The organism is Tildeniella sp. (genome assembly GCF_059505325.1).
In genome coordinates this window covers 9283-34739 of the sequence record NZ_JCACKI010000053.1, presented here as the reverse complement: position 1 = coordinate 34739, position 25457 = coordinate 9283, and the positions used below count along the sequence as shown (strand labels likewise).

The 25457-nt window shown below is 51.4% G+C and carries 21 protein-coding genes; 10 read left to right on the top strand and 11 right to left on the bottom strand.

Annotated elements, in window-relative coordinates:
* Nucleotides 1–108: 108 nt before the first annotated feature.
* Both AC5JO6_RS18360 and AC5JO6_RS18355 read right to left on the bottom strand, forming a co-directional pair.
* On the bottom strand, nt 109–1938 hold the full coding sequence (locus tag AC5JO6_RS18360) for a GAF domain-containing sensor histidine kinase (RefSeq protein ID WP_496082511.1): 1830 nt from the start codon (nt 1936–1938) through the stop codon (nt 109–111).
* Nucleotides 1939–2075: 137 nt separating this feature from the next.
* Entirely contained in the window at nt 2076–2306 is a 231-nt protein-coding gene (locus AC5JO6_RS18355) for a hypothetical protein (RefSeq protein ID WP_496082510.1), read from the bottom strand.
* Between the two features lie 369 nt (nt 2307–2675).
* Between AC5JO6_RS18355 and lepA the strand changes: the two genes are divergently transcribed.
* The 3 genes from lepA (at nt 2676) to AC5JO6_RS18340 (ending at nt 7172) form a co-directional block, all read left to right on the top strand.
* Nucleotides 2676–4484 (top strand): translation elongation factor 4, encoded by a 1809-nt coding sequence (lepA, locus tag AC5JO6_RS18350; RefSeq protein WP_496082509.1) that lies wholly within the window; start codon nt 2676–2678, stop codon nt 4482–4484.
* A gap of 133 nt (nt 4485–4617) precedes the next feature.
* Nucleotides 4618–5613 carry a UDP-glucuronic acid decarboxylase family protein gene (locus AC5JO6_RS18345; protein ID WP_496082508.1) on the top strand — a complete coding sequence of 332 codons (996 nt, stop codon included), beginning with the start codon at nt 4618–4620 and terminating at the stop codon, nt 5611–5613.
* Nucleotides 5614–5756: 143 nt separating this feature from the next.
* On the top strand, nt 5757–7172 hold the full coding sequence (locus AC5JO6_RS18340; protein WP_496082507.1) for a UDP-glucose dehydrogenase family protein: 1416 nt from the start codon (nt 5757–5759) through the stop codon (nt 7170–7172).
* Between the two features lie 51 nt (nt 7173–7223).
* Here AC5JO6_RS18340 and AC5JO6_RS18335 read toward each other — a convergent pair whose 3' ends face one another.
* From AC5JO6_RS18335 to AC5JO6_RS18320, 4 genes are all read right to left on the bottom strand, one after another.
* A complete protein-coding gene (locus AC5JO6_RS18335; RefSeq protein ID WP_496082506.1) occupies nt 7224–7631 on the bottom strand; it encodes an ExbD/TolR family protein in 408 nt (135 codons plus the stop codon).
* Nucleotides 7618–8271, bottom strand: coding sequence for a MotA/TolQ/ExbB proton channel family protein (locus tag AC5JO6_RS18330; RefSeq protein WP_496082803.1), 654 nt, complete (start codon nt 8269–8271; stop codon nt 7618–7620). The genes AC5JO6_RS18335 and AC5JO6_RS18330 overlap by 14 nt, the downstream gene beginning before the upstream one ends.
* Before the next feature lie 182 nt (nt 8272–8453).
* Entirely contained in the window at nt 8454–9788 is a 1335-nt protein-coding gene (locus tag AC5JO6_RS18325) for a TIGR03279 family radical SAM protein (protein WP_496082505.1), read from the bottom strand.
* A 61-nt stretch (nt 9789–9849) separates the two neighbouring features.
* Entirely contained in the window at nt 9850–10788 is a 939-nt protein-coding gene (locus tag AC5JO6_RS18320) for an undecaprenyl-diphosphate phosphatase (RefSeq protein ID WP_496082504.1), read from the bottom strand.
* A 433-nt stretch (nt 10789–11221) separates the two neighbouring features.
* On the opposite strand from AC5JO6_RS18320, the gene AC5JO6_RS18315 reads away from it, so the two are divergent.
* From AC5JO6_RS18315 to nadB, 4 genes are all read left to right on the top strand, one after another.
* A complete protein-coding gene (locus AC5JO6_RS18315; RefSeq protein ID WP_496082802.1) occupies nt 11222–11854 on the top strand; it encodes a DUF3120 domain-containing protein in 633 nt (210 codons plus the stop codon).
* Between the two features lie 163 nt (nt 11855–12017).
* Complete coding sequence (locus tag AC5JO6_RS18310) at nt 12018–13010, top strand: adenylate/guanylate cyclase domain-containing protein (RefSeq protein WP_496082801.1); 993 nt, start codon at nt 12018–12020, stop codon at nt 13008–13010.
* A 154-nt stretch (nt 13011–13164) separates the two neighbouring features.
* Complete coding sequence (gene psbU / locus AC5JO6_RS18305; RefSeq protein WP_496082503.1) at nt 13165–13614, top strand: photosystem II complex extrinsic protein PsbU; 450 nt, start codon at nt 13165–13167, stop codon at nt 13612–13614.
* A 278-nt stretch (nt 13615–13892) separates the two neighbouring features.
* A complete protein-coding gene (gene nadB, locus AC5JO6_RS18300) occupies nt 13893–15674 on the top strand; it encodes an L-aspartate oxidase (RefSeq protein ID WP_496082502.1) in 1782 nt (593 codons plus the stop codon).
* 36 nt (nt 15675–15710) lie between these two features.
* Here nadB and xseB read toward each other — a convergent pair whose 3' ends face one another.
* Nucleotides 15711–15920, bottom strand: a complete 210-nt coding sequence (gene xseB / locus AC5JO6_RS18295; RefSeq protein ID WP_496082800.1) for an exodeoxyribonuclease VII small subunit — start codon at nt 15918–15920, stop codon at nt 15711–15713.
* Between the two features lie 270 nt (nt 15921–16190).
* Entirely contained in the window at nt 16191–17438 is a 1248-nt protein-coding gene (gene xseA, locus AC5JO6_RS18290; protein WP_496082501.1) for an exodeoxyribonuclease VII large subunit, read from the bottom strand.
* 410 nt (nt 17439–17848) lie between these two features.
* Here xseA and recA point away from each other — a divergent pair, with 410 nt between their 5' ends.
* A complete protein-coding gene (gene recA, locus AC5JO6_RS18285; protein WP_496082500.1) occupies nt 17849–18925 on the top strand; it encodes a recombinase RecA in 1077 nt (358 codons plus the stop codon).
* A 125-nt stretch (nt 18926–19050) separates the two neighbouring features.
* Here recA and AC5JO6_RS18280 read toward each other — a convergent pair whose 3' ends face one another.
* Nucleotides 19051–19863 (bottom strand): FHA domain-containing protein, encoded by an 813-nt coding sequence (locus tag AC5JO6_RS18280; RefSeq protein ID WP_496082499.1) that lies wholly within the window; start codon nt 19861–19863, stop codon nt 19051–19053.
* A 539-nt stretch (nt 19864–20402) separates the two neighbouring features.
* On the opposite strand from AC5JO6_RS18280, the gene AC5JO6_RS18275 reads away from it, so the two are divergent.
* The gene (locus AC5JO6_RS18275; RefSeq protein ID WP_496082498.1) at nt 20403–21086 is read left to right on the top strand and encodes a hypothetical protein; all 684 of its coding nucleotides are present in this window, start codon (nt 20403–20405) and stop codon (nt 21084–21086) included.
* 144 nt (nt 21087–21230) lie between these two features.
* Here the strand turns inward: AC5JO6_RS18275 and AC5JO6_RS18270 are convergent, their stop codons facing one another.
* A complete protein-coding gene (locus tag AC5JO6_RS18270) occupies nt 21231–21740 on the bottom strand; it encodes a single-stranded DNA-binding protein (RefSeq protein ID WP_496082497.1) in 510 nt (169 codons plus the stop codon).
* Nucleotides 21741–21868: 128 nt separating this feature from the next.
* On the bottom strand, nt 21869–24409 hold the full coding sequence (locus AC5JO6_RS18265) for a sugar phosphate nucleotidyltransferase (RefSeq protein WP_496082496.1): 2541 nt from the start codon (nt 24407–24409) through the stop codon (nt 21869–21871).
* Between the two features lie 605 nt (nt 24410–25014).
* Between AC5JO6_RS18265 and AC5JO6_RS18260 the strand changes: the two genes are divergently transcribed.
* Complete coding sequence (locus tag AC5JO6_RS18260; protein WP_496082495.1) at nt 25015–25194, top strand: hypothetical protein; 180 nt, start codon at nt 25015–25017, stop codon at nt 25192–25194.
* The last annotated feature ends 263 nt before the right edge of the window (nt 25195–25457 follow it).

The window sequence follows — 25457 nt, the reverse complement described above, 5'->3', positions numbered from 1 at the left end:
AGGAGCAGGATACACCTGGTTGGCAGCCAGGAACCAGAAGCTGATCCACAACGCCCTTCTGAAGTCTGAACTCTGTCTCCTGGCTGCTTCAGGTCGTAGACATGATCTCTACGACGTAATCATCACAGGCTCTTGATACAGCAGAGCCGTGAACGTCACCGTTGACCCTAGCCCTTCGCCCATGCTGTAAAAATGCACGTCGCCACCCATCGCTTCTACTAGCTTTTGAGAGATTGCCAGCCCCAACCCAGTGCCACCATACTGCCGAGTGCGAGAACCATCAATCTGGCTGAACGATTGGAAGAGTCGATCTTGCTTGTCGAGGGAAACGCCAATGCCAGTATCGGCAACGCGAACCTTGACCATTCCAGGAAGTTCCTGGTTCTGAAACTTAAGCTTCTTTTTGATGACTTCAATACTGATGGTCACGCCACCTTCATGGGTGAATTTGATCGCGTTGCCAACCAAATTGAACATCACCTGTTTTAACCGTAAATAGTCGCCAAATAAGATGATTTCATCATCAGTGGGTGGCTTCTGAATTTCAAAACTGAGTTTCTTAAGATGTTTTTGGCTATGTGCGAAGCGCTGGACATCGTGCAGAAGCTCGTTCAGGTTCACAGGATTCAGCTCGATTTGCAGCGTACCCGCTTCGATTTTGGCGATGTCCAGTACGTCAGTAATGATTTCCAGCAAGTGCAGAGCAGACTCATACGCCTCGTTGATAAACTCATTTTGCTCAGCGGGATCGTCTGCCATCCCGTCTAAGATGAGCTTGAGAAAGCCGATCATGCCGTTGAGCGGAGTTCGTAGCTCGTGCGACGTGTTAGCCAGAAACTCGCTTTTGAGACGAGAGGCTTCTTCGGCTTGTCGTCTGGCTTCCTCCAGTTCGCGGTGCTTTTGAATCAAGCTGGCGTTTGCCCGCTGCAAATCTGCCGTTAAAGCATTGCTGGCAGTAAACAGAGTGGCATGAGCGATCGCCGTACCTACCTGATCTGCCATTTCTTGCATCAACTCCAGTTCTGCCTCTGTCCACTCGCGATCGCGATCGCACTGGTGCAGCACGATCAGCCCATTCGGTTGATCTAAATAACACGTTGCCACAACCAGGGTCGATTGCTGCTGACACTGGTTGTTACCTCCCTGTAAGGCTGACTCTCCTCGAGCCGTGACGGGTTTAAGCGAGGCGATCGCCTCTGACAGCACTGCATGATCCGCCATCCAAAACTCTAAACCCAGCATGGATGGGAGGGCATCCTGACAATATTCTGCTACGACCTTGATTTTAGATGTGCGCTGCTCATACGTCCGATGGTCATACGGACAAACAAGGCACCGATTTGCGCCCAATGCTTTGCCCAGTCCCTGTACTGTCTGCTGCCAAATGGTTGGCAGATCTAGTGTGCGGCGAATGTTTGAGGCAATTTGAGTCAGCAGCTTTTGATAGCGATCGGAACTGAGAGAGGCAACCGGATACTCTCGCAAAGAAACAGCTCCTAAAGAGCCTTGTTCTTCCAGTCCCGGTACTCCAGCAGTACCACCAGGAGAAAGCAGTAGTTGACCTGCTACGATGACCGCAGTCGGCGATCGATTGGGCACTAAAACAGGACTCATGACCAAATCAAACAGCAGCATCTGCTCAGCACAGCGAAAATAGCAGCAAAAATGTTCTGCGACACTGCGATCGAGAACGCGCTGAATCCGCTCCAGATAGGACACTGGCTCAACCGGACTAAAGATCTCACTGATACGGCTACCCGTGATCCGCTCTGGCACAACGTTACAGTGAGTGACTCGTTGCCAATGAAACGATAAGTAGCTCCCTGCCGCATCCTGAACAAACACCAGCTCATCCGTCACTTCCGGCAACTGATCTTTCGCCGAGGTGAAAGCCAAACCTTCTGACAGGGGACGTTGAAAATCTGTAGGAGAGGTCATCAGAGCCAGAATGGGGATTTGAAGGGCGCTAGAGGGCAATCACGCAGGTAGATGCAGTTAGATTCTGGGGCAGGTATAGGTGTCTAAAAGGAACGTAGACGGAACGCTAAATGAGCCTGACAAGATTGCCGCCCACCCTAGTCATTCCATTCTCCTCGGGGTGGCACTGGTGGATTGCGCTTCAATGTACGAGCGAGTTCATCTTCCCGCCCACCCTGGTTTCTTAGCCACTGCCGGATCGCCACTTCAATCACTTTACTTGGCTCATTCGTCAGATGCTTGAGCTGTTCCAGCAGATCAGGATCAAGCTGAATCGAAACTTCCACCTTTTCAGCTGGTGGATGGGAATGGACAGCAGGCTCGTTCATAGGGTGAAACCGAAGGTTTTTGAGGGGAAGCACAGATCTAAAGTATGGAACAAGTCCATCTTGCCTAGCCTACTACCTGAGCAAAGCGCTGGGCAATGCTTAACAGTCAGCATTTATTAGTGTATGACACGAAATCTCACAGTTTCTTCATAGATTTTACATATCTCTTTCTGAGAGTACATCAGAACATTCAACAGGGCAGCGCCATCAAGTGCCATGCTGCTGTTCAGAAAGCATTACAATACGTGAAGTAGAGAGCCTGCCGAATGTGCGATAACTAATCAGTACCTCAGGGTTCAACGTCTCGAACCAAAATGGCAATGGCATGACGCTGCTCCTCCTTTCTAACCCAACTATCTAAAGAAGTGCATGACTGACGCGCCCGTCTCTCATATTCGTAATTTTTCCATCATTGCCCACATTGACCACGGCAAGTCTACGTTGGCAGACCGTCTACTGCAAGATACAGGCACCGTGCAGGCACGGGAGATGAAGGAGCAGTTTTTGGACAATATGGATCTGGAGCGAGAGCGCGGCATCACGATCAAGCTGCAAGCAGCGCGAATGAACTATACCGCCCGCGATGGGCAGCAGTATGTGCTGAACCTAATCGACACACCAGGGCACGTAGATTTTTCCTATGAAGTATCGCGATCGCTCGCTGCTTGTGAAGGTGCGCTGCTCGTGGTGGACGCATCTCAAGGCGTAGAAGCGCAAACTTTGGCGAATGTTTATCTAGCGCTAGAGCATAACCTGGAGATCATTCCAGTCTTAAACAAGATCGATCTCCCTGGCGCGGAACCCGATCGGGTCAAGCAGGAAATCGAAGAAATCATCGGGTTAGACTGCACCCACGCGATCGAAGCGTCTGCCAAAGAAGGCATTGGCATTGAAGATATTCTGGAAGCGATCGTCCGTCAGGTACCACCACCCCAAGACACGGTACAGCAACCGCTCCGGGCACTCATTTTTGACAGTTACTATGACCCGTATCGCGGCGTTATTGTGTACTTCCGGGTTGTCGATGGGGCACTGAAACGGGGCGATCGCGTCCGGCTCATGATTTCTGGCAAAGAGTATGTGGCTGACGAGATTGGTGTGCTCTCGCCGACTCAAGTGCAGGTCGATCAACTCCACGCTGGCGAGGTCGGCTATCTGGCAGCCGCCATCAAAGCGGTCGAAGATGCCCGTGTCGGCGACACAATTACGTTAGCAGCGGCTCCTGCTGCTGCGCCTTTACCCGGCTATATCGAAGCAAAGCCGATGGTTTTCTGCGGCATGTTTCCCATCGATGCTGACCAGTTTGAGAATTTGCGCGAATCGTTGGAAAAGCTCAAGCTGAGCGATGCTGCCCTGCATTACGAACCAGAGACCTCTAGCGCGATGGGGTTTGGCTTCCGCTGCGGCTTCCTGGGCTTGCTGCATATGGAAATCGTCCAGGAACGGCTAGAGCGAGAATACAATCTGGACTTGATCACGACTTCGCCATCGGTGGTGTATCGAGTGACGACGATCAAAGGTGACGTGCTGGAAATTGACAACCCCAGCCGCCTCCCCGACCCACAGCTACGGGAAAAAATTGAGGAACCGTATGTCCAGGTGGACATGATTACCCCAGAGGCATACGTCGGTACCTTGATGGAGCTAAGTCAGGGGCGACGTGGAATCTTCAAGGATATGAAGTATCTCACGCCAGGACGAACCACGTTAATCTACGAGCTGCCGCTGGCAGAAGTTGCCACCGACTTTTTTGACCAGATGAAGTCACGATCGCGCGGCTATGCCAGCATGGAATACCAGATTATTGACTACCGGGAAAACCCCCTTGTCAAACTCGATATCTTGATTAACGGCGACCCAGTTGATCCGCTGGCAACGATCGTCCACCGCGACAAAGCCTATGGTGTTGGGCGCGCTTTGACCGAAAAGCTGAAAGAACTGATCCCACGTCACCAGTTCAAGATTCCCATCCAGGCAGCGATCGGCAGCAAAATTGTTGCCAGCGAAAACATTCCAGCACTACGTAAAGATGTGCTTGCCAAGTGCTACGGTGGCGATATTTCGCGCAAGAAGAAATTGCTTCAAAAGCAGGCAAAAGGAAAAAAGCGGATGAAGTCGATCGGTACGGTTGATGTGCCACAGGAAGCGTTTATGGCTGTTCTTCGGTTAGACCAATAAACCCGATCGCGCCGTCTGACCTTGAAGATTTCATGAATTCTTGGTGAGTAAGACTGTATTCATACGGATTTGCCCGTTAGTCTTGGGAGAAAGAATTAGTTTGCAGAATCCCTATCTCCTTTTTTGAGCCACTATGAGAATTCTGGTAACAGGCGGCGCTGGTTTCATCGGCTCCCATTTAATCGATCGCTTGATGCTAGAAGGTCATGAGGTTATTTGTCTCGATAACTTTTACACCGGGCACAAGCGTAACCTGCTAAAATGGTTTGACCATCCCTACTTTGAACTGATTCGCCACGATGTGACAGAGCCAATCCGGCTGGAAGTAGACCAGATTTATCATCTCGCCTGCCCTGCATCGCCCGTCCATTACCAGTACAACCCCGTCAAAACGATCAAAACCAACGTGATCGGCACCCTGAACATGCTGGGGCTGGCAAAACGGGTGAAAGCCAGATTTTTACTGGCATCGACCTCTGAAGTCTATGGCGATCCCGAAGTACATCCCCAAACGGAAGACTACCGAGGCAACGTCAACACGATCGGCATTCGGAGCTGCTACGACGAAGGCAAGCGCGTGGCTGAAACGCTGGCATTTGACTACTACCGCCAAAACGATGTTGAAATCCGAGTCGCCAGAATTTTCAACACCTACGGTCCGAGAATGCTGGAAAATGACGGACGTGTCGTCAGCAATTTTGTCGTCCAGGCACTGAGGGGGATTCCGCTCACTATCTACGGTGACGGTTCACAAACCCGCAGCTTTTGCTATGCCTCTGACCTCGTTGAAGGTCTGATGCGCCTTATGAACGGCGATCATCAGGGACCCGTGAATATCGGTAATCCAGATGAATACACCATTCTCCAGCTTGCCGAGGCAGTGCAGCAAAAGATTGACCCATCGTCTGCTATTCGCTTTGAGCCATTGCCACAAGACGATCCTCGTCGGCGCAAACCCGATATTACCAGAGCGAAAGAATGGCTGGGCTGGCAACCAACCATACCGTTGCAGCAGGGACTTGATTACACGATCGCCGATTTTCGAGCACGTATGTTTGATTCAGAGGCAACGTCCAGCAGTGCTGCGAGTGAAGATCCCTTGCGCGATCGGGTTAAACCACTCTCATAATCCAGCTTCGCAGATCTGAGCCTGAGCAAGCCCGTACCATCGCTGCGTGATTCAGGGATAGCGCTCAGAACGTTGGTCAGCGTTGGATGCTTCTGCCTAAACCTTGTTTCTGTCGATCGCTAGTCTTTTTTGAGGATTCTCCTATGCGCGTTTGTGTCATTGGTACTGGATACGTCGGTTTGGTGACGGGAGCCTGTCTTGCCCATGTCGGTCATCATGTCATCTGTGTTGACAATAACGAAGAGAAAGTCAAACTCATGCAGACCGGGCAATCGCCGATTTTTGAGCCAGGACTGTCAGACATTATCAAAAGCGCGATTCAAGCCGAAAAGATTGAATTCACGACCGATTTAGCCGCTGGTGTCGCGCATGGGCAAATCTTATTTATCGCCGTTGGTACGCCTGCCCTGCCAAATGGTGAAAGCGATACACGCTACGTGGAAGCAGTCGCACGAGGCATTGGCTCTCATCTCACCAGCGACTACAAAGTGATTGTCAATAAATCCACCGTGCCGATCGGCTCAGGCGATTGGGTGAGAATGCTCATCATGGAAGGCTTCGCTGAGCAACGAGCGACCGTGAGTGCGTCTGTATTGGCTGGCGGTGGCGCTACAGAAGATTTAGTCACAAGAAAGTCTTCGCTGCCAGAGCCAGAGTTTGATGTCGTCAGCAATCCTGAGTTTCTGCGGGAAGGGTGTGCCGTTGACGATACATTCAACCCTGATCGAATTGTGCTAGGCAGTAACGGTGCCAGAGCGATCGCGCTGATGCAAGAACTCTACACGCCAATTGTCAGTCGTCAATACGCGATCGATCAGTCTCTGCCCCCTGTGCCTGTTGTAGTGACCGATCTCAGCTCGGCAGAAATGATCAAGTATGCAGCGAACGCCTTTCTAGCGACCAAAATTAGCTTTATTAATGAAGTGGCTAATATTTGCGATCGTGTCGGTGCCGATGTTGTTGAAGTCGCCAAGGGCATTGGTCTAGACTCTCGCGTGGGCAGCAAGTTTCTGCAAGCAGGCATTGGCTGGGGCGGCTCGTGCTTTCCCAAAGACGTATCTGCCCTCATCCACACGGCTGATGACTATGGTTACGAAGCGCAACTGCTGAAAGCGGCTGTCAACGTCAACCAGCATCAACGCGTGATCGTGATTGAAAAGCTCCAGCAAGTGCTGAAAATTCTCAAAGGCAAAACAGTCGGGTTGTTGGGGCTGACCTTTAAGCCCGATACCGATGATTTGCGGGACGCACCAGCACTCAACATCATCGAACAGCTCACCCGCTTGGGCACGAAGGTAAAAGCGTATGACCCGATCGTCTCTCAAACGGGGATGCGACACGGACTCTCGGACGTGATCGTAGAAACTGACCCAGAACGGCTGGCAGATGGCTGTGATGCCCTGGTACTGATCACAGACTGGACACAGTTTCGTCAGCTTGACTATGCCAAAATGGCAACCCTGATGCACGCTCCTGTCATGATTGACGGTCGCAACTTCCTCGATCGCAAAGCGTTAGAACAAGCTGGCTTCCGCTATGTTGGCGTTGGGAGAGGATAAGAACAGTGGGCGTTGAGAGCGATGCATTGCTGTTCCTATCATCGCTCTTGATCACTGTGCAGGTCGCTGTGCCGCGATCGCCAGCTTCACGCCTGGAATCGAACGCAATCGATCCATCAAAGCGATCACCTGACCGTGACTGACGCGTTCATCAGCGTTGATGACTACGAGAGTGCTGGGACTATTACCTGCCAAGGCGCGGATTCTGGTCGGCAAATCTCCCAATTGCGCTGGCTGACGGTTGAGAGACAACTGTCCCTGCTGGTTGACCGTCACCACGATTTGGCTTTGTGGCTGCATTTGGGCAGTGGCGGCTTTAGGAAGATTGACAGGCAACCCCGCCGATCGCGTCAGATAGAGCGAAGACATAATAAAAAACGTCAGCAGTGCGAAGATCACGTCGATCATCGGCACAATGTTGATTTGCGGCGGAATATCTGGCTCTTCAGGAAGACGCATACGGCACTCCTCGTTCGTAGTGGCGACGGTAGAGTAGCTCCATTTGACCGCCGTATTCTTGAATCAAGGCGATTTGCCGCAGGTAAAGCCCGCGAAAGGTGTTGGCAAACGCTAACGCAACGATCGCCACCGCCAATCCTGATGCGGTTGAGATCAATGCCTCGCTAATGCCAGCGCTGACAGGAACAGCATTATTGCTGCTGGCATCGCCGATTCTGAGAGAAGCGAACGAACGAATCAGCCCCAAAATTGTGCCCAGTAGCCCTAGCAACGGTGACAGGCTGATAATGGTTTCAAAGACAACATTAAATCGCTTGAGCAATGGCATCTCTGCCTGAGCAGCACTCTCTAGCGCCAAACGAAATTCTTCTGGGTTAGGGCGATCGAGTCCGAGTGCTGCCAGAAAGATACGAGCGATCGGCAAATCCAAATTTTGCTCTAGCTGCAAAAGCGCTGCCCTGGGACTGCGTTGATACAGGTCTAAAAGCTCGCGGACAAATTTATCCTGGCGCTTCGTGATCCGCAGCCAGAAGCGAAGTCGCTCTAATATTAGTGCCACTGCCAGAATCGAAAATCCCAGCAGCGGAAACATGACAATGCCGCCTGCCTCAAAGACTTTAGAAATTTGCTCAAATATCATGCCGAACTTTAAAGCACCACGCAAACGCACGATCGTCGGAGGGCGATCGAACGCCTTCAACAGCTTATCAGGTGAGGTTGAATCGGACGCACATTTACGCCTAAGGAGAGAGGGAAAGGGGGAAGCGGAGGCAGCAAGGGAAGCACAGGAAGACTGAGCCTTTAGCTTTTAGCTTTTAGCCCTCATCCTTTCCCCATTACCGTCTCTATCAAATGCTCCACATCTCCGACGATGAGAATCGGTGTTTGCAACTGCTGGCTCACGTCTGCTACCGTCATGTCGTCAAGAAAGCAGGTGTCGTTGTGCTTTAGCATCAAAGACGGTAGGAGAATGGCATCGCCCAACTCTCGTCCTTTGAGGGCATGAAGAATATCCTGTCCAGTAAGTAACCCAGTCACCGTCATAGACTGTCCCCAGTACTGGCTGGCAAGGGCAACCATACTTAGCTTCAGTCCTTCTACTTTATTGAAGCGCTGAAGGAGCGGCTGAAAAGCAAGTTCAACGGCATTCCCAACAACCCAGGTAAAGTAACGTGGCGTAGCTAACCGCTTAGGCAGCGATCGCGCCGCCGCTTGGAATTGCTTGAGAAATTGCCGGATGGAACCAACTCCGTTGCCGATTTGCGGATAGTCTTCGTAGTGTGATTCAGGCGGTAACTCCTCGTGAGCTAGGAGAAACCATTCATCGGCTAACCAGGCAAAGGTAGAACCAGACTGCTGGCGGAATTTGGCTTGCAGGTTTTGCACTTGAGCGATCACTTCCTGCGCCTTTTCACGGCTTACAGGAATCAATTCATCATCGCTGGGGCGAAAGCGGGTCAAACCAACGGGTACGACGGCAACGGACGCAACAGCGGGTACATCGTCTTGATGAAACTCAAACAGATCGAGGAGTGTACGGGTCAGATGGTCGCGATCGTTGATCCCCGGACACAGCACAACCTGGGCGTGAATTTGCAGCCGCCGCTCTTGGAACCAACGCAATTGCTCAAGCAGTTGCCCTGCACGCGGATTTTTGAGGAGCCGACTGCGAACGTCTGGTTCTGTCGCATGGACTGAGACAAAGAGAGGTGATAGCCGCATTTGTTCAATACGATCCCATTCACGCTGACTAAGGTTCGTCAGAGTCAAGTAGCTGCCGTACAGGAAGCTAAGGCGGTAGTCGTCATCCTTAAGATAAAGGGTTTGCCGCATCCCTGGTGGCTGCTGGTCGATGAAGCAGAAGGGGCAGCGATTGTTGCACTGAATCAAGCCGTCGAATAAGGCGTTTTCAAACTCCAGCCCCAGGTCATCATCGTAGTCTTTCTCAATTTCTACTTGATGGGGCTTGCCAGCAGTGTCTAAGACTTCTAGCGCTAACACTTCATCGGCACAAAGAAACTGATAGTCAATCAAATCGCGGGGACGCTGACCGTTAATTGATACCAACCGATCGCCCGCCTCAAAGCCAATCTCAGCCGCGATCGAGTCTGGCAACACAGCCGTAATTAAAGCGGGGCGAATTGAGACTTCGCTCATGACAGAGAATAAATTAGCACTCTCTCCACCCTACACCCCGTGACTCGAATCGTGCAGGTCTCTAAACGTCTCTGAATAAATTTGCCGCCGTTGCAAGCAGTAGTGCCGCTCCAAACGCCAGCCGATACCACACAAAGATCCAGGTATTTCGGTTTTGCAAAAAGCGCAATAACCAGGCGATCGCCAGGTAAGAAAAGATAAAGGTGGAGATGATCCCCACAAGCAGCGGCAGCAAAATTTCGGGGTTGCCGAAGGCTTTGCGAGACTGGTAGAGCGTGGCGATCGTCAACGTAGGAATGCCGAGCAAGAAGGAAAATCTTGCTGCTGTGCGCCGTTCCATGCCCAGAAAGAGAGCTGCCGTCAGCGTTGACCCAGAGCGCGAGACACCGGGAACGAGCGCCAACATCTGACCCAATCCCACCAGGATGCCATCTTTAATCTCTAGCGCATTGAAGTCTCGCTTGCGACTACCGATCGTCTCAGCTAACCCCAGTAACAACGCCATAACGATCGATGCGACACCAATGACGAGTGGGCTTTCGGGGAGCACATCCTTCAGCAAAAACCCTACGACCAGAGCTGGCAAGGTACCAACGGCAATACCAACGAGAATCTTCCATTCCTCTTGCTCCCAGTCCTTGCGCTGGAAGGCGGCTAAACCACCGGTCAAAATCTGGCGAATGTCAGCCCAGAAATACCACAGCACGGCAATAACGCTACCAAACTGAATCGCATCAACAAAGAACTTTTGCCCCAAATAGTTCCAGTGAAAGACATCAGTAAAGATGAGCAAATGGGCAGTACTGCTAATGGGCAAAAATTCAGTGATGCCCTGCACCAAACCCAACACGATCGCCTGCAAAAGACTGATCAGCAATCCAGGGCTGGAGGGTGTCACAGTGCTTTCTGTGCTGCTAACTGCCAGAGTGTGTAGCAGGCTCGCACCATGCCATCCCTGATTCACCAAGGAGAGATCCAGATTCGACATCGACCAAACCATTTGCTGTTCTCCATGAAGACCTTAGACTGTACTTCTCAGACTACGCGAGGGCTTCAGGATTGTAGCGACATCCCATAGCTCTTGGGCGATTAGCTGATATAGCGTCACTCCAATGCTGCAAAAACCGTTCACCTCGATCGAGGCGATCGATCGCACAGCGTGAGCCTAGCTAACCTAACCCAGGTTGAGAACTGCTCAGACAGAACTTTAGCGAAAATTTAAGTTAGGATTAATTTCAATGCCACCGGGGGGGATATACAGATCTGTGCTATGTTAACTTAAGTAAAGTAAATAAAATATTAGCAATATTTTGGTCTCCTCCATTTCCCATTCTAGTCCCGGTTGCATCGTTCCCCCAGCCATTCACTCGCATGAGTTGCATTCTGAGTCGCTTGCGGTATTAGTGGCACCCATAGAGCCGCAGTTGGGGCTGATGCAGCGTTGGTCAATACTAGCCGCTTCGGTGGTGTTAGTTTCGGTTCCCGTCTTTGTGCAAGCGCCGCTGGTTCGTCTGCTGCCCTGGGTGAGCTTGATGTTGACGGGAGTCTGGTTGCTTTTAGGGCTACGCTTGCTGGCACACCCTACTCATCAACGCTGGGGCGATTTGCTCATTGGGTTTACCTGGACGTGGCTGGCTGGCTCGGTGTATTGGGGTTGGCTGCGCTGGGAACCACTGCTACATCTGCCGATCGAGGCGATCGGGTTACCGTTTGCGCTCTGGGGCTTAGCTCGCAACTCAGGCAAAATCGGCAACTTCTTTTACTTAGGCTCTCTTTTTGGCACGGTTGTTACCGATGTCTACTTCTACTTAGTTGATTTGATCCCTCACTGGCGGCAACTCATGCGGGTTGAACCTGATGCTGTACAGCCAATCTTCCAGAGCGCGATCGCTCAAATGCAAACGCCGTGGGGTGGTGGATGTGCGATCGTTTTGGCGCTCCTTCTCCTTACGGTCGGCACATTGCCTCTTTTTTCACGTCAGCTTCATTGGTGGGCGCTGAGTGGCGCAGTGTTGAGTACAATTTTGGTGGATAGTCTGTTCTGGTTAGCGGCGATCGCTGCTTGAATGAAGCCTCAAATCCGTCCTGCTTTGTAGCCTCTTCTCCCGACCATACCGCTCAAGCTACCTTGGTTCAAAACTTTTTTGAACGAATTTCTATCCGAAGACTACACTGGCATAGAGAGATATGTCAGGATGCATCATAGGAAAGGATTATTTGTCTCAGCCTGTGGTGACTTTACAACCCACTCCCCATCTCGTCCTCCGTACTGACTCTGGTAGTCGGCGGTTGCCGCTTGCGGGTAGTAACTGCTGGACGATTGGGCGCAGCGAAGATAACAATTTTGTTTTGCCCGATCGCTGGATCTCTCGCAACCATGCCATGTTGCAGTGCATGGAGACGGGCGAGTTCTATTTAATTGATTTAGGCAGTCGCAACGGTTCCTTCGTTAATGGTCGTCGGGTCAGTATTCCCGTCACGCTGCACAATGGCGATCGGCTCACGTTTGGTCAAACCGACCTTGACTTTTATTGCCCGACGCTCAACCCCCCTGCTGATTCTGCTGCGGGTTCCGATTCCAAAGAGTTTACAGCGACGGCAACGCTGCACGTACGTCGTTTGATATCGGTGTTGGTGGTTGATATCCGCGACTTCACCGTGTTAACTCGCCAACTGGATGAGAAAGTGCTTTCAGAAGTGATTGGCACCTGGTTTCGCCATGCGGGCGACATCATTCGTGAGTATGGGAGCTGGGTTGATAAATATATTGGCGATGCCGTAATGGCAATTTGGATTCATGGTCCTCAGGGAGTCGATGACGACGAAATGCTACGCATTTTTCGTGCCCTGAATGCGCTGCATAAGATGACGAGTGACCTGTACAACCTGTATCCTTTACCCTTTCCGCTGCGGATCGGCGCTGGTATCAATACGGGTCACGCGATGGTAGGCAACACAGGCAGTGGCGATCGCCCCGATTACACCGCCTTGGGTGATACAGTGAATGCCGCTTTCCGTCTGGAAACATCCACAAAGCAAATTGGGCTGGATATTGCCGTTGGCGAAACGACCTATCAGCATTTGACGGATATGGAGATTACGTCGATCGATTTGTTTAGAAACTACACGGTTCATCTCAAGGGGTATGACATGCCCACCGTCGCTCATGCTTGCTCGTTTCCCGATCTGGAAACGTTCCTACAGATGAAAAGCAGAGAGTAGTCGATGTGCTTTAACTTACTGAGCAAAATGTAAAGATTTTCACTTAGACACTCCAGGCAGACGAACTAGAGTGAACGATGATGACCGGAAAATGATAGGCTCTGAATGAATGCTGTGTATGGTTTTCATGCGACAGGAAGAGAGGAATAGATTCATGAAACGGTTGGTTCATATATTAATGGTTCTTTGCGTTTTGGTTGGTTGTGTTGGCTGGCTGGGGATGCCACAACAGGTGTTAGCAGCAAATTTAAGCAACATGACAGGCTATCAGTTGAATCGGGCGATCGCTCCGCCCCTGCTTGCTGCTGAAGCGATTCGTGATGCAGTGGGCGAAAAACTCAGTTCTGAGTACGGTAAAAAGCTTGATCTGAACAACACTAACGTACGTCAATTCAGGCAGTATTCGGGTTTGTACCCTACGCTGGCAGGGTTAATTGTCAAGAATGCACCCTACGACAGCGTTGAGGATGTTTTGAAGATCGCAGGGTTGACGGAGGCACAGAAGGATGTGCTAAAAGCAAATCTGGATAACTTTACCGCCACTGATGTTGAAGAAGCGCTGGTAGAGGGAGCCGATCGGATCAACAACGGTATCTATCGTTAACCGTTCTGTTGTTACGACCGTCAATTCAATCCTGATGACCAAATTGCTCAACGGCTGATACGCAGTCGGAGAGCAATTTTTGTCTTTGGCACACACTTTACTGTTTCGACTTTAGACTGAAGACAGACGATCGATACCCAGCCTGGATCTTGCTTAAAAAGCGTCACCTGGCTTATGTATAGCTTGAACCCTGATTGCGAGTGCTTGTGCGTAGCGCTGTGCGGTGAACGGTGGTTCGTCTTCAGTCGAATCATCCGAATTTAAAATTGGTAGCATCTTTGCAATCGTCTGTTTTGCGATCGCCCTCTGTCTCTGAGCTATTACCTCAGTTTGATGTTCTCATTGTGGGAGCAGGTGCGGCTGGGCTTTACACAGCGCTCTGCCTTCCTGATCACTACCGCATTGGATTGCTGACGAAAGATACTCTCTCACTATCTGCCAGCGACTGGGCACAGGGTGGCATTGCAGCGGTGATCGATCCAGCAGATTCTGCGGTACTGCACTTAGCCGATACATTACAAGCGGGTGCAGGACTGTGTGATTATGACGCGGTTAAGTTTCTTGTAGAGCAAGCACCGCAGTGCATTCAGTCGCTAGTCTCAATGGGTGTTTCGTTCGATCGCCACAACGGCGAACTGGCGCTGACCCTGGAAGCAGCTCATTCTCGCAGGCGGGTGCTGCACGCTGCCGATACGACGGGGCGGGAAGTTGTGAGTACACTAACGGCGCAGGTGCTAAGCCGCAAGAACATTCACGTTTTTGCACAGGCGTTGACCCTGGACGTTTGGCTGGATGAGACGCAACGCTGCCAGGGCATTTGTGTGCTCTATCAGGGGCAGGTATGTTGGCTACGGGCAGCGGCTGTGATTCTGGCAACGGGTGGTGGTGGTCAGGTTTTTGCTCAAACAACCAATCCTGAGTTAAGTACGGGGGATGGCGTGGCGATCGCTCATCGCGCTGGAGCCATCTTGCGCGACCTGGAATTTGTTCAGTTCCACCCAACAGCATTAACGCAACCCGGTGCACCTCGTTTTCTGATTAGTGAAGCAGTTCGAGGTGAGGGCGCTCATTTGATCGATGACAATGGGCGACGGTTTGCCTTTGACTACCATCCAGCAGGCGAACTTGCGCCTAGAGATATTGTTAGCCGCGCCATCTTCAGCTATTTGCAAAAAACTCATGCTGACCCAGCATCCGCTCATGTCTGGTTAGATTTACGACCGATCGCACCTGAAACCATTCAGCACCGCTTCCCCAACATTGTTCAAGTTTGTCACCAGTGGGGTATTGATGTCTTCCGTGAACCCATTCCTGTAGCGCCTGCTGCTCATTACTGGATGGGTGGCATCGCCACAGATTTAATGAACCAAACATCGATCCCCGGTCTGTATGCAGTCGGCGAAACTGCCAGTACGGGCGTTCATGGAGCAAATCGGTTGGCGAGTAATTCGCTTCTAGAATGTCTGGTGTTTGGAGCGCAGTTTGCTCATTTAGAGGTGAAAGAGTCAGAAGTCAGCGGTCAGCGGTCAGCGGTCAGCGGTCAGCTAAGCTTAAACTCTGGTCTTGCAGCACGAGGTTCGCCTGACACCTCAAACCGTCTCGCTACGCCTCATCCGTCCCTTTTAGCCACAGAGTTTGCCAAAATCGAAGAATTACGGCAAGAACTGCCTCGATTGGTGTGGCAGAGTGCAGGCATTTGCCGAGACGGGATCGTGATAACAACGGCGATCGCGCAAATTCAACGTTGGCAGCAAGAATTCGCTCAGCTTGCGCTCAGTCAAGCGTTGCTGCACCTACAGCCGGAACATAGCATTGCTTTAGGTGCGATCGACGACGCGCAGCTAAGAGTTTGGGCAGAAACCCGCAACTTGCTTGATGTCGCAGGACTCATCCTTCAAAGTGCACAGTTCCGCACCGAGAGTCGCGGTGGTCACTATCGACTGGATTATCCTGAAACAGAAGCATGTTGGGAAGCACATACTCTTGTTGGTAAGAACGGTGAAGCCGTTCAAAACAGCACCCATTGGAGCAAAGCACCTGTCATTCATCAGCCAGAATGACATAGCATTGCTTCGCATCCGGTAGAGATGCCATCTCTAATCTGGGTCATCAGTCAACGTTTCGATCAGCAGATCCATTTGCTGCTGACGTTGGGTTAAAAAGAGGTCGCACTGGCGTAAATAGCTGACAGCAGAGCTGAACTGGTCAAACACATCTGCCAGCTCCAAGTCGCCTGATTCAATACGCGCCATAATCGCCTCCACTTGCTGCACAGTTGCTTCATAGCTCCAATCCTGTGCTGACAGGTCTGGAGTTAATCCACGATCGACATCGACTTGACTGGATGGATGGGCTTCGGCAGAGTCTTTGGGAATGCTCACAACGTGCGAATAGCAAGGTCTCTATCGCTAGTATATTTATACTTGAACACTTTTAGTCAAACGTTTGGCAACTTAGGCGTTGTACAGAAATAACAGCATGGTCTGTAGCCGTCAGCCGTCAGCGAAAAGCTGATAGCTGATAGCTGATCCAAAAGTGTGCAGTTATTTTTTAGCAAGCTCTTCGATGCTTGGCACTCAAACAGATGGCGATCGTGCTAACACCTCTGTTACCTTGACCGTCAGTTGCCCTTGACCAAGCTGAATCGTCAGCATCTCTTCTGGTGCCACTGCTTCGGCAGCACGAACGATCGTACCGTTTGTCCGCCGTGCCACAGCATAGCCTCGTTTCAGCACGGCTTCGGGATCAAGGGTTGCCAGCTTCTGCTGGAGTGATTGGCAGTAAGACGTAGCCTGCTGAATTTGCAGCGCACTACCTTGAATCAGACGTTGGCGCATCCACTGCAAGTTTTGCCGTTCTTGTTGAAGTTTGCGATCGAGACGCAGTTTGTAGAGGCGATCGTTCAGATGCCGCTGTTGTTTGTAAGCTGACTCCAAGCGACTGTAAACTGCCGCTTTGAGAGCCAGCCCCCGCTCCTGGTGTGCGGTCTGTAGTGCGGCTAGCTGAGGTACCGCTTGCTCTGCTGCGGCTGTTGGAGTGTGAGCGCAGAGATCAGCTGCAAGGTCTGCTAAAGTTTCATCGCGCTGGTGCCCGATTCCAGCAATCACGGGAATGGAGCAGTCTGCGATCGCTCGCACTACGCGTTCGTCATTAAAGCACGCCATATCTTCGATCGCGCCTCCTCCTCGTGATAAGATTAGTACATCCGACCTAGCATCCAGCTCAACTCGCCGAATAGCATTCACAATTGAGGCTGGAGCCTGCTCACCCTGCACAAGCGCTGGAGAAAACAACACATGCAAACCCGGATACCGCCGCCGCAACGTTCGTTGAATATCCCCCCATGCGGCTGCTTGAGGTGACGTTACAACAGCAACCGTTTGGGGATGTATAGGCAAAATGCGTTTGCGTGCTGGGTCAAACAAGCCTTCGGCTTCCAGACGCTGCCTCAACTGGCGATAACGTAGTGCCCGTAGCCCCTCGCCCCCTGGCAAGGCTTGCCAGACAATTAGCTGATACTGTCCCCTCTGGGGATGGACGTGGATGCGCCCCAAAATAATTAGTTGTTCTCCCTGAGCGGGCAACGTAGTCAGTTTCTCTAACTGGCTGTTCCACACCACGCAGCTAATCGCAGCCTTAGCATCCGGGTCTTGTAGAGTAAAAAACAGCCCGCTGCGATAGCGAGTCGCGCTGGATACTTCCCCTGTAACCCAGAATTGACTGAGATGATTGTCTTGCTCCAACAGTGCCTGGATGTAACCAGTCAGCCCTGCTACAGATAGCGCCGTATCTGGAACCAACAAATGAGGAAGATAGGAGGTCATGTATGTAACCTGGAAGAAGAATGAGTGACACCCAAGCGAGTCCGGCAGCGATGCCTTTATCCCTTTCAGGGCGATCGGAGGATCGTAGTTGGTGAAACTTCAAGGGGAACGTCATCACGATCGCCCCTTTCTAGATTAACTGGACTTCATCGAATGCGTCGTCTCTTTCCTAGCATGACTGAAACCTGATTGCTGACACACACCAGCGATCACACAAGCAATTCCTGATTGATTAGTTAGCATAGAATGCCTCTAACGCTCGATCGCACTCTAGCCCATTCACTTGCACATTAGCCTCCTAGAGTGTCCTGATGTAATCAATCCGACACTCAAACACCCATTGGTTTCAACCCACCGTTTAAAGTTTCAAATCTCCATCCACCTACTGAACCTTCCGCATTGAGGCGCTCATGGCTGCTAAAACAACTGATAATTCTGACAAAAACAAAGCCTTAAATCTCGTCCTGACTCAGATTGAGCGTAACTTTGGCAAAGGTAGCATCATGCGCTTAGGCGATGCTACCCGGATGCGAGTCGAAACGATTTCCACCGGAGCGCTGACGCTAGACCTGGCGCTGGGCGGTGGTCTTCCCAAAGGGCGTGTCATTGAAATCTACGGTCCCGAAAGCTCAAGCAAAACCACGCTAGCGCTTCATGCCCTGGCGGAAGTACAGAAAGCTGGCGGTATTGCTGCGTTTGTCGATGCGGAACATGCCCTCGATCCGGTCTACGCCAAAGCGTTGGGCGTAGACATCGATAATCTCTTGATCTCTCAACCCGATACGGGTGAAGCAGCGCTGGAAATTGTGGATCAGTTGGTGCGATCGTCCGCGATCGAGGTTATTGTGATTGACTCCGTTGCTGCCCTCGTACCTCGCGCCGAAATTGAAGGTGAAATGGGCGACTCTCACGTCGGCTTGCAGGCACGCCTCATGAGTCAGGCATTGCGGAAAATTGCTGGCAACATGGGCAAATCTGGCTGTACGGTCATCTTCATTAACCAACTCCGGCAAAAGATTGGCGTGACCTACGGCAGTCCTGAAACCACCACTGGCGGTCAGGCACTCAAATTCTATGCCTCTGTACGGTTGGACACCCGTCGGATTCAAACGCTCAAGAAAGGAACGGAAGAATACGGCATTCGAGTGAAGGTGAAGGTGGCTAAAAACAAAGTTGCGCCACCGTTCCGCATTGCCGAATTTGATGTCATTTTTGGTAAGGGCATCTCAACTGTTGGCTGCCTGGTCGACCTGGCAGAAGAAACAGGCGTACTGATTCGGAAAGGAGCCTGGTACAGCTACGGTGGCGAGAATATTAGCCAGGGACGCGACAATGCCATTAAATATATGGAAGAGAAGCCTGACGTTGCCCAAAAAGTAGAGCAAGAGGTACGGCACAAGCTGGAAATTGGTGCGGTCGTCTCAGCTAACTCCGTTGCCCCGATCGATGTCGAAGACGAAGAGGATGAAATGGACGATGAGGAGTAAATCGATCTGAGAAAGTAAGTTGAGAACGCTACGCGATGGGTTGAGTCATACTGTGTTTGGCTTAACCTATCGCATAATGCTGCTTGACATGTTTCAAGGTGCTACTGTCGCTGCTCTCTGCTGCCTTAATTATGGTTGTCGGGTTCATTTCGCTTCATGAAGCGATCGAGAATTTCTGACTGCTGCTTCATGCTGATTGGGTAGGACGTTTGCTCCAATGGCAAGTCACCATTGGAGAGAGTGGGTCTCAAAAACATGGAGGTGTCTTTGCCATCAGCCGACAATGGTGTATCCCAGTCAGTTGAAGGCAGCGATAAGCCTGACTCTGTGACCGTCAAATCTTCACCACCAGAGTCGTAGCTATGTCGAGCAGCATTAACCTGGTTAATCAGATCATCTGGCAGTGCATCAGCAGTTTTGGGAGTGTGGCAGATGAAGAAGGTAAACGCCAGACTGCCCAGCCGGATTTGGTCGCCATCTTTAAGCAAGACACAGTGCCGCACGGGTTCGCTGTTGACAAAAGAACCATTAGTACTATTGAGATCAATCATGTAAAAACCTTGATCCTCAATGTGCTGAATGGCAGCATGGCGGCGAGACAGACGTTTGTCTTGAATCGGTAGCGCCATTTTGCGATCGCGCCCAATGATCCAGATACCCTGAGGTTGTAATACCGATCGCGTTTTGCCTCCGAGTAGGTTCGTAATGATACGAGTCTGTTGACCTTGCACCACTCCCTGCACATACTGCAACGCTACGTGCCTGCGTGACTTCACCCCTGTGTTTTCTAGATCCAGGATCTCATCCAGTAGGCTCCGGTGGTGCTCATAGAGCTTTAAAAAGACACGGTATAGACCGAGTCGTTGCTCTAATTCGGTGTTGCCAGAAGCATTCAACACCTGTGAAGAGTATTCAGCTAACGAATGTGAGTCGAGCATAGCTAATCCCAATGTAAGCAGTGTGAGACTGAAGAGCGCTGCTCTCACAGGACGAGAGGCTCAAATGAACGTGTTGCGAGCACTCTGTTAACGTTCAGCCACTAAGAGCAGCACTAATGTTCCAGCGCTTTAGCATTGACGAAGATGTCGATTTGTGCGACTGGAGAAGAACCTCGTCTCTACCTTAGAGTGCCCAGCATTGAGACATAACCGCACGATCACTGGATCATTTGCTGCTGGGGATTTGATTTAGTTGATGCTAGGGGTTCGCGCTTCAAGTGACCGTCGTGATTGATATCACATCTCGACCGCTGCGTTGCTAGAGTGACTGTTGCGGTGAGTCCTAATTGCCATCATTAAAACGGTAGAATGGATATTGCTCTTGCTGAAGTGTCTCAGCCGAGGAAGGTTGGACGTAGCTTCTTTAAGGCATTGAAGAAGCTTAGCGGCTAGGAGCTTTAGCCTTTAGCGCCGCAGCAGTTCTGTTCGCTAAAGCTAAACGAGGGTTTGAAGTCAGCGCATCTACCGGAAATTCAACGTTGTCTTGTGTGGTGGTTGGTGGTAAGTGTCATCAGCCCAAGCAAGTAGCATCACGATCGCTCATTTTCCGATGGCAGCGGCAGAACTATTTTGGTGCTTCTATGTTGCTTACTTCGCCTGGGGACAATAGCTCCTCCCGGTCAATCGACTCTACCCAAAAGCAGTCTGACATGGCAGAGGAGCCACTCAGCATAGAGGGCGATCGTGTCCAACCTGACCACCCCTGCTCGCCTTCTTCAACCGACACTCGCGCTGATTTTGATGCCACTGAGCCTCGTTTAGGCTCTCATGCTACTGAAGGAGCCATTGCGTTCGCGCCGTTGCCACATCGTCAAACCTTGCGGTTACAGAAGCCTACACCCAAAATCGAGCTTGATGCACTCTATGCGCTGCGTCAAGCAGCAGGAACCAATGCGCCGCGATCCCCGGCACGAGCAAATTGGTTAAGCAGCGGTACGCTTGCCCAGCTAACTGCAAGCAGTGCCATTGAATCTGCTGAGGTGAGCAGTTTCGCTGCACCGCTCTCGCCCTTGAGAGCGCGAGATATTCAAGCGCTGGCTGAACTCTTTTTGCGTGATGATATCTATGCGATCGAAGCGGATGTAAGCCAGCGATTGCTTGCCCTGCTGCCAGAACCCTGCTGGGAAGATGACGTGTTTGCTTTTCTAGGGGAGTTTTTGTAGGGGAACAAACGGTAACCGTCATACTCTTGTACGCCGCTCGAACCAGCCCTAACAAGAAGCTCAAACCCCTTATTACAAGGTTTAGTGCTGTCTATCTTGAACGAAAATGATTTTGAGCCTCACTGCTTTTTCATCAGGGTTTCCTTAAAAGGGAATATCATCAAAGTCTGGCTCGGCAGCAGCTTCAGGTGCAGTCTGAAATTTGCCTGCTTTCGCTTTAGCGGTTGGTGTGGATGTGGATGCTGAGGGAGCTGGCTTTGCTGCTGGAATCGCCGCAGCGCTTGGCTTAGTGGCTTGACTCGTGCTAGAAGCAGGGCTTGCCACAATCGTAGACGCTTCCAGAGCGGTATCTCCTCCAAGGATATGGATGCGTTGTGCAGTCAACTCAGCACGCTTTTCTTTGAAGCCTTCGGGTCGATCGACCGTATTCATCCTCAAGCTGCCTTCAATCACCACGCGATCGCCCTGATGATAGCGTTCCTGGATCTCCTGTGCCAGATTACCCCAGCCCACTACCTTGAGCCGCGAGGGTGGATCTTCGGCACGCAAACCCGGAAACTCCACAAACATTTCGGCGATCGGGGTTTGGGTATCAGACGTGTAGCGCAGTTCGGGAGCCTGGACAATTTCTGCCATTAAGATGCAGCTATTCATGGAGCGTTCCTGAGAAAAGTTGTTGGTTTTTAGTTGTTAGTTGTTAGAGCGGAAGTCGGCATAGACAATTGAGCAGGATTTAGCAGGCATTTTACCAACAACTAACAACTAAAAACTAATATTCTATTCTAGTACTGGCTCTCGGCTTTGGCTGCTTCTGCGCCCTGGTGTTGGTCGACAAATTCTTGCACGCGCAGGCGATATTCGCGCAGAGTTTCGTCTACCCAACCGCGATCGTTGCTGTTGGCGTAAATATGCACCACTGGCTCTCCGGCATCGGGCAAAATGAGCACCCAACTATTGTGCTGGTGATTAAAAATCTTCACGCCATCGACCATTTCCAGGCTGTCGATCGGGTGGGTTTCGACCAGGTGTCGCATTAAGGCTCCCTTAGCCGTCCAGGGGCAGCGAACAATACAGGTTTTGTGACAGACGCGGGGGAGATCGGCACGAATTTGCCCCAGCGATCGCTCCTGAATCGTCAGCATTTCAATCAGTTTGGCAATGCAGAACATGGCATCGAAGCCGGGATGCAACTGCGGAAAAATGAAGCCCATGTCGCCACTGCCGCCCAAAATGACGTTGGGACTCGTATGGCAGGCTTCCATCAGCGCCGTCGGGTTTGCCTTCGTGCGAATGACTCTGCCATCGTGACGGTGAGCAATTTGTTCAACGGCGCTGGAGGCATTGACGGGCACTACGATCGTGCCTCTGGGATGGTGTACCAGCAGCATGTCTGCCATAAGCGCGGTCAGCACTTCACCACGAATGGGGCTGCCCGTTTCATCCACCAAAATCATCTGTTCGCCGTTTGCAGAGACCTGAACACCAAAATTAGCTTTGAGTGCTTCTACGACGTGCCCTAGCTGACTGAGTAACGCTTCGCGATCGGCAGGATTCGGCGCAGTATGGCTGAGGCTGGCGTTCAGCACCACTGCATCGCAACCAAATTTAGCAAGGAGTTGGGGCAGTACTGCGCCAGAAACCGCATACGCATAATCGATCACCACTTTGGAACTGCTGTGACGAATCGCTTCGATGTTCAGGTGCTTTTCAAAACAGGCGCTATAGATTTCAGCAACCTGATTGGCATAGACTACGTTGCCAATTTCTTGAATTTGGGCGCGGCGAAAATCTTCCTTAAAGTAAGCGCCTTCGATCTTCTTCTCGCGGGCTTTGGAGATGTTGATGCCGTTGTAGTCGAAGAACTCAATCAAGATGTGGTCAGGACGATCGGGATGCATCCGCACGTGAATGCCACCCGCAATCGACAGCGTAGGCACAATCGTTCGCGCCAGTGGGATCGCCGTTGCTTCCAAGTTCTGCACGTTTACACCCACCGACATCAAGCCAGCAATGAGCGATCGCGATACCATGCGCGAAATGCTGCGCTGATCGCGCGAAACAGACACATGAGAACCAGGCTTCAGGGTGGAACCGTAGGCAGCACCGAGCTTGACAGCAAACTCTGGCGTAATGTCGATATTCGCTAGGCCCGAAACGCCTCGCTGCCCAAAGAGATTGCGGTAGGCGGCATGTCCCCAAATCAGGTTGATGTTGAGCGTTGCCCCAGATTCAACGCGCTTGCTGGGCCACACGCGCACACCCGGACTCACTTGAGCCTCTTCACCGATCGTCGATAAGGGACCCACCACCGCACCTTCCAGCACATGAGCACGACGATCGACCCGTGTACCGCGCGCAATCACACACGCCCGCAGATGTGCCTCTTCGCCGATGATGGCTCCATTCAAGACAATGGGACGCTTGAGATCAGCGTCTGGACCGATCGTCACGTTATCGCCAATCACCGTGCCAGCCTCGATCTGCACTCGCGCACCAATCCGGCAATTGCTGCCAATCATCGCAGGCGTTTCGATTTTGGCAGTGGGATCAAGGTAGGTGTTTTGCCCGACCCAAAGTCCCGGCGATCGCTCCTCATAGGCAATATCCAGCTTGACTTTTCGATCCAGCCCGTCGTACTGAGCATCGCGGTAGGTATCTAAATGCCCGACATCGCACCAATAGCCTTCGGCAATATAGCCATACATCGGCTCATTTTTTTCGAGCAGCAGTGGAAAAAGGTCTTTCGAGAAGTCGGTTTCTTGATTGAGCGGCAGGTAATCCAGCACTTCTGGTTCTAGAATGTACGTACCTGTATTCACGGTGTCTGAAAAGACTTCGCTGGTCGAGGGCTTTTCGAGAAAGCGGCGAATGCGATCGTCCCTGTCGGTAATCACCACACCAAACTCAATGGGATTTGGGACACGCGTCAAAATCAGCGTTGCCTTTGATCGCCGCTGTTTGTGAAACCGAATCGCAGCACTCAGGTCAAAATCGGTAATGCTATCGCCGCTAACCACCAGAAAGGTGCGATCGAGCAACTCGGCAATATTCTTGACGCAGCCCGCAGTACCGAGCGGTTGATCTTCTTCAACGGCGTAGGTAATCTGCACACCAAAGTCACTGCCATCCTGAAAGTAATCGCGCATGACATCGGGCAGGTAGTGCAGCGTCGCAATAATCTCCGTAATGCGATGGCGCTTCAGCAGATTAAGAATATGCTCCGCGATCGGGCGGTTTAATACCGGAACCATTGGCTTCGGCAAGTCACACGTCAGCGGTCGCAGCCGTGTACCCGATCCGCCTGCCATCAAAACTGCTCGCATAAGGCTACCCTGCTTTGTTACAAGTCGTTTGAAAAAGGAGTTTTAGTAAGGTTGGGAGTCGGGAATGAAGAGGCAGGAGGCAGAAGGCAAGAGGCAGAAAATTAGAGGGAAATCGGGCGAAAGGCGAAAAAGCTGACGGCTGTCCGCTAACGGCTGAACTTAAAACTCAAAACTTTCTCCCCACTCCCTACTCCCCACTCACTACTCCCCTCTCTAGTGTCATACGTTAACGACGATTCCGACATCCTTCGAGGGGGAAGGCGAAAAAATCTGCACTCGCAGCCGCTAATGTCAGGCTGGAATGTCTAGACGTGGCGCGATCGCCCTTAAACTGCAAGCTAGGATAGAACCAGGTCGGCAAGTTGCCTTAATCAGTTCCAAGCAGATTTGTCTGGAATGTCACACAAAGGCTTGAATGTGCGTCAGGCTTTCACTGCCGAGGCTACTCTAATTTTGGGTTGCGGTTCGTTCGTTACCTTACGCTTGTAGTAGTTTTTCGTTGTTGGGGCATCGTTCCTAACAGGCAGCAGTATCCGGAGCGATCGGCGCTCTCACTGTAGTTTCAACACTAGGTTCAGTTTTGTCAGTCAATTGAGGATCGATACATGGAAATAGTTGGCGTGTTGGCACTCATCGGTTATGGCGTTGGCATCTGGAAATTCTGGACTGGCTTCAGACGCACTAATTTCAGCAGCGGTCGCGTTTACCTGGCGTTGCTGTGGCCCGTCCTTATTTTTAACAAGCCCTACCGTCAGAACTTCAACCGAGCGCTGACAGGACGTTAATGAAATTAGCGGTCAGCTATCAGCTACCAGCCATCAGCAATGGATTCAAGCTGAATGCTGACGGCTGAGCGCTGACAGCTTTAGAGCGCTGACGGGACGTTAATGAAATTAGCGGTCAGCTATCAGCTACCAGCCATCAGCAATGGATTCAAGCTGAATGCTGACGGCTGAACGCTGACAGCTTTAAAGCGCTGACGGGACGTTAATAAAATTAGCGGTCAGCTATCAGCTACCAGCCATCAGCAATGGATTCAAGCTGAATG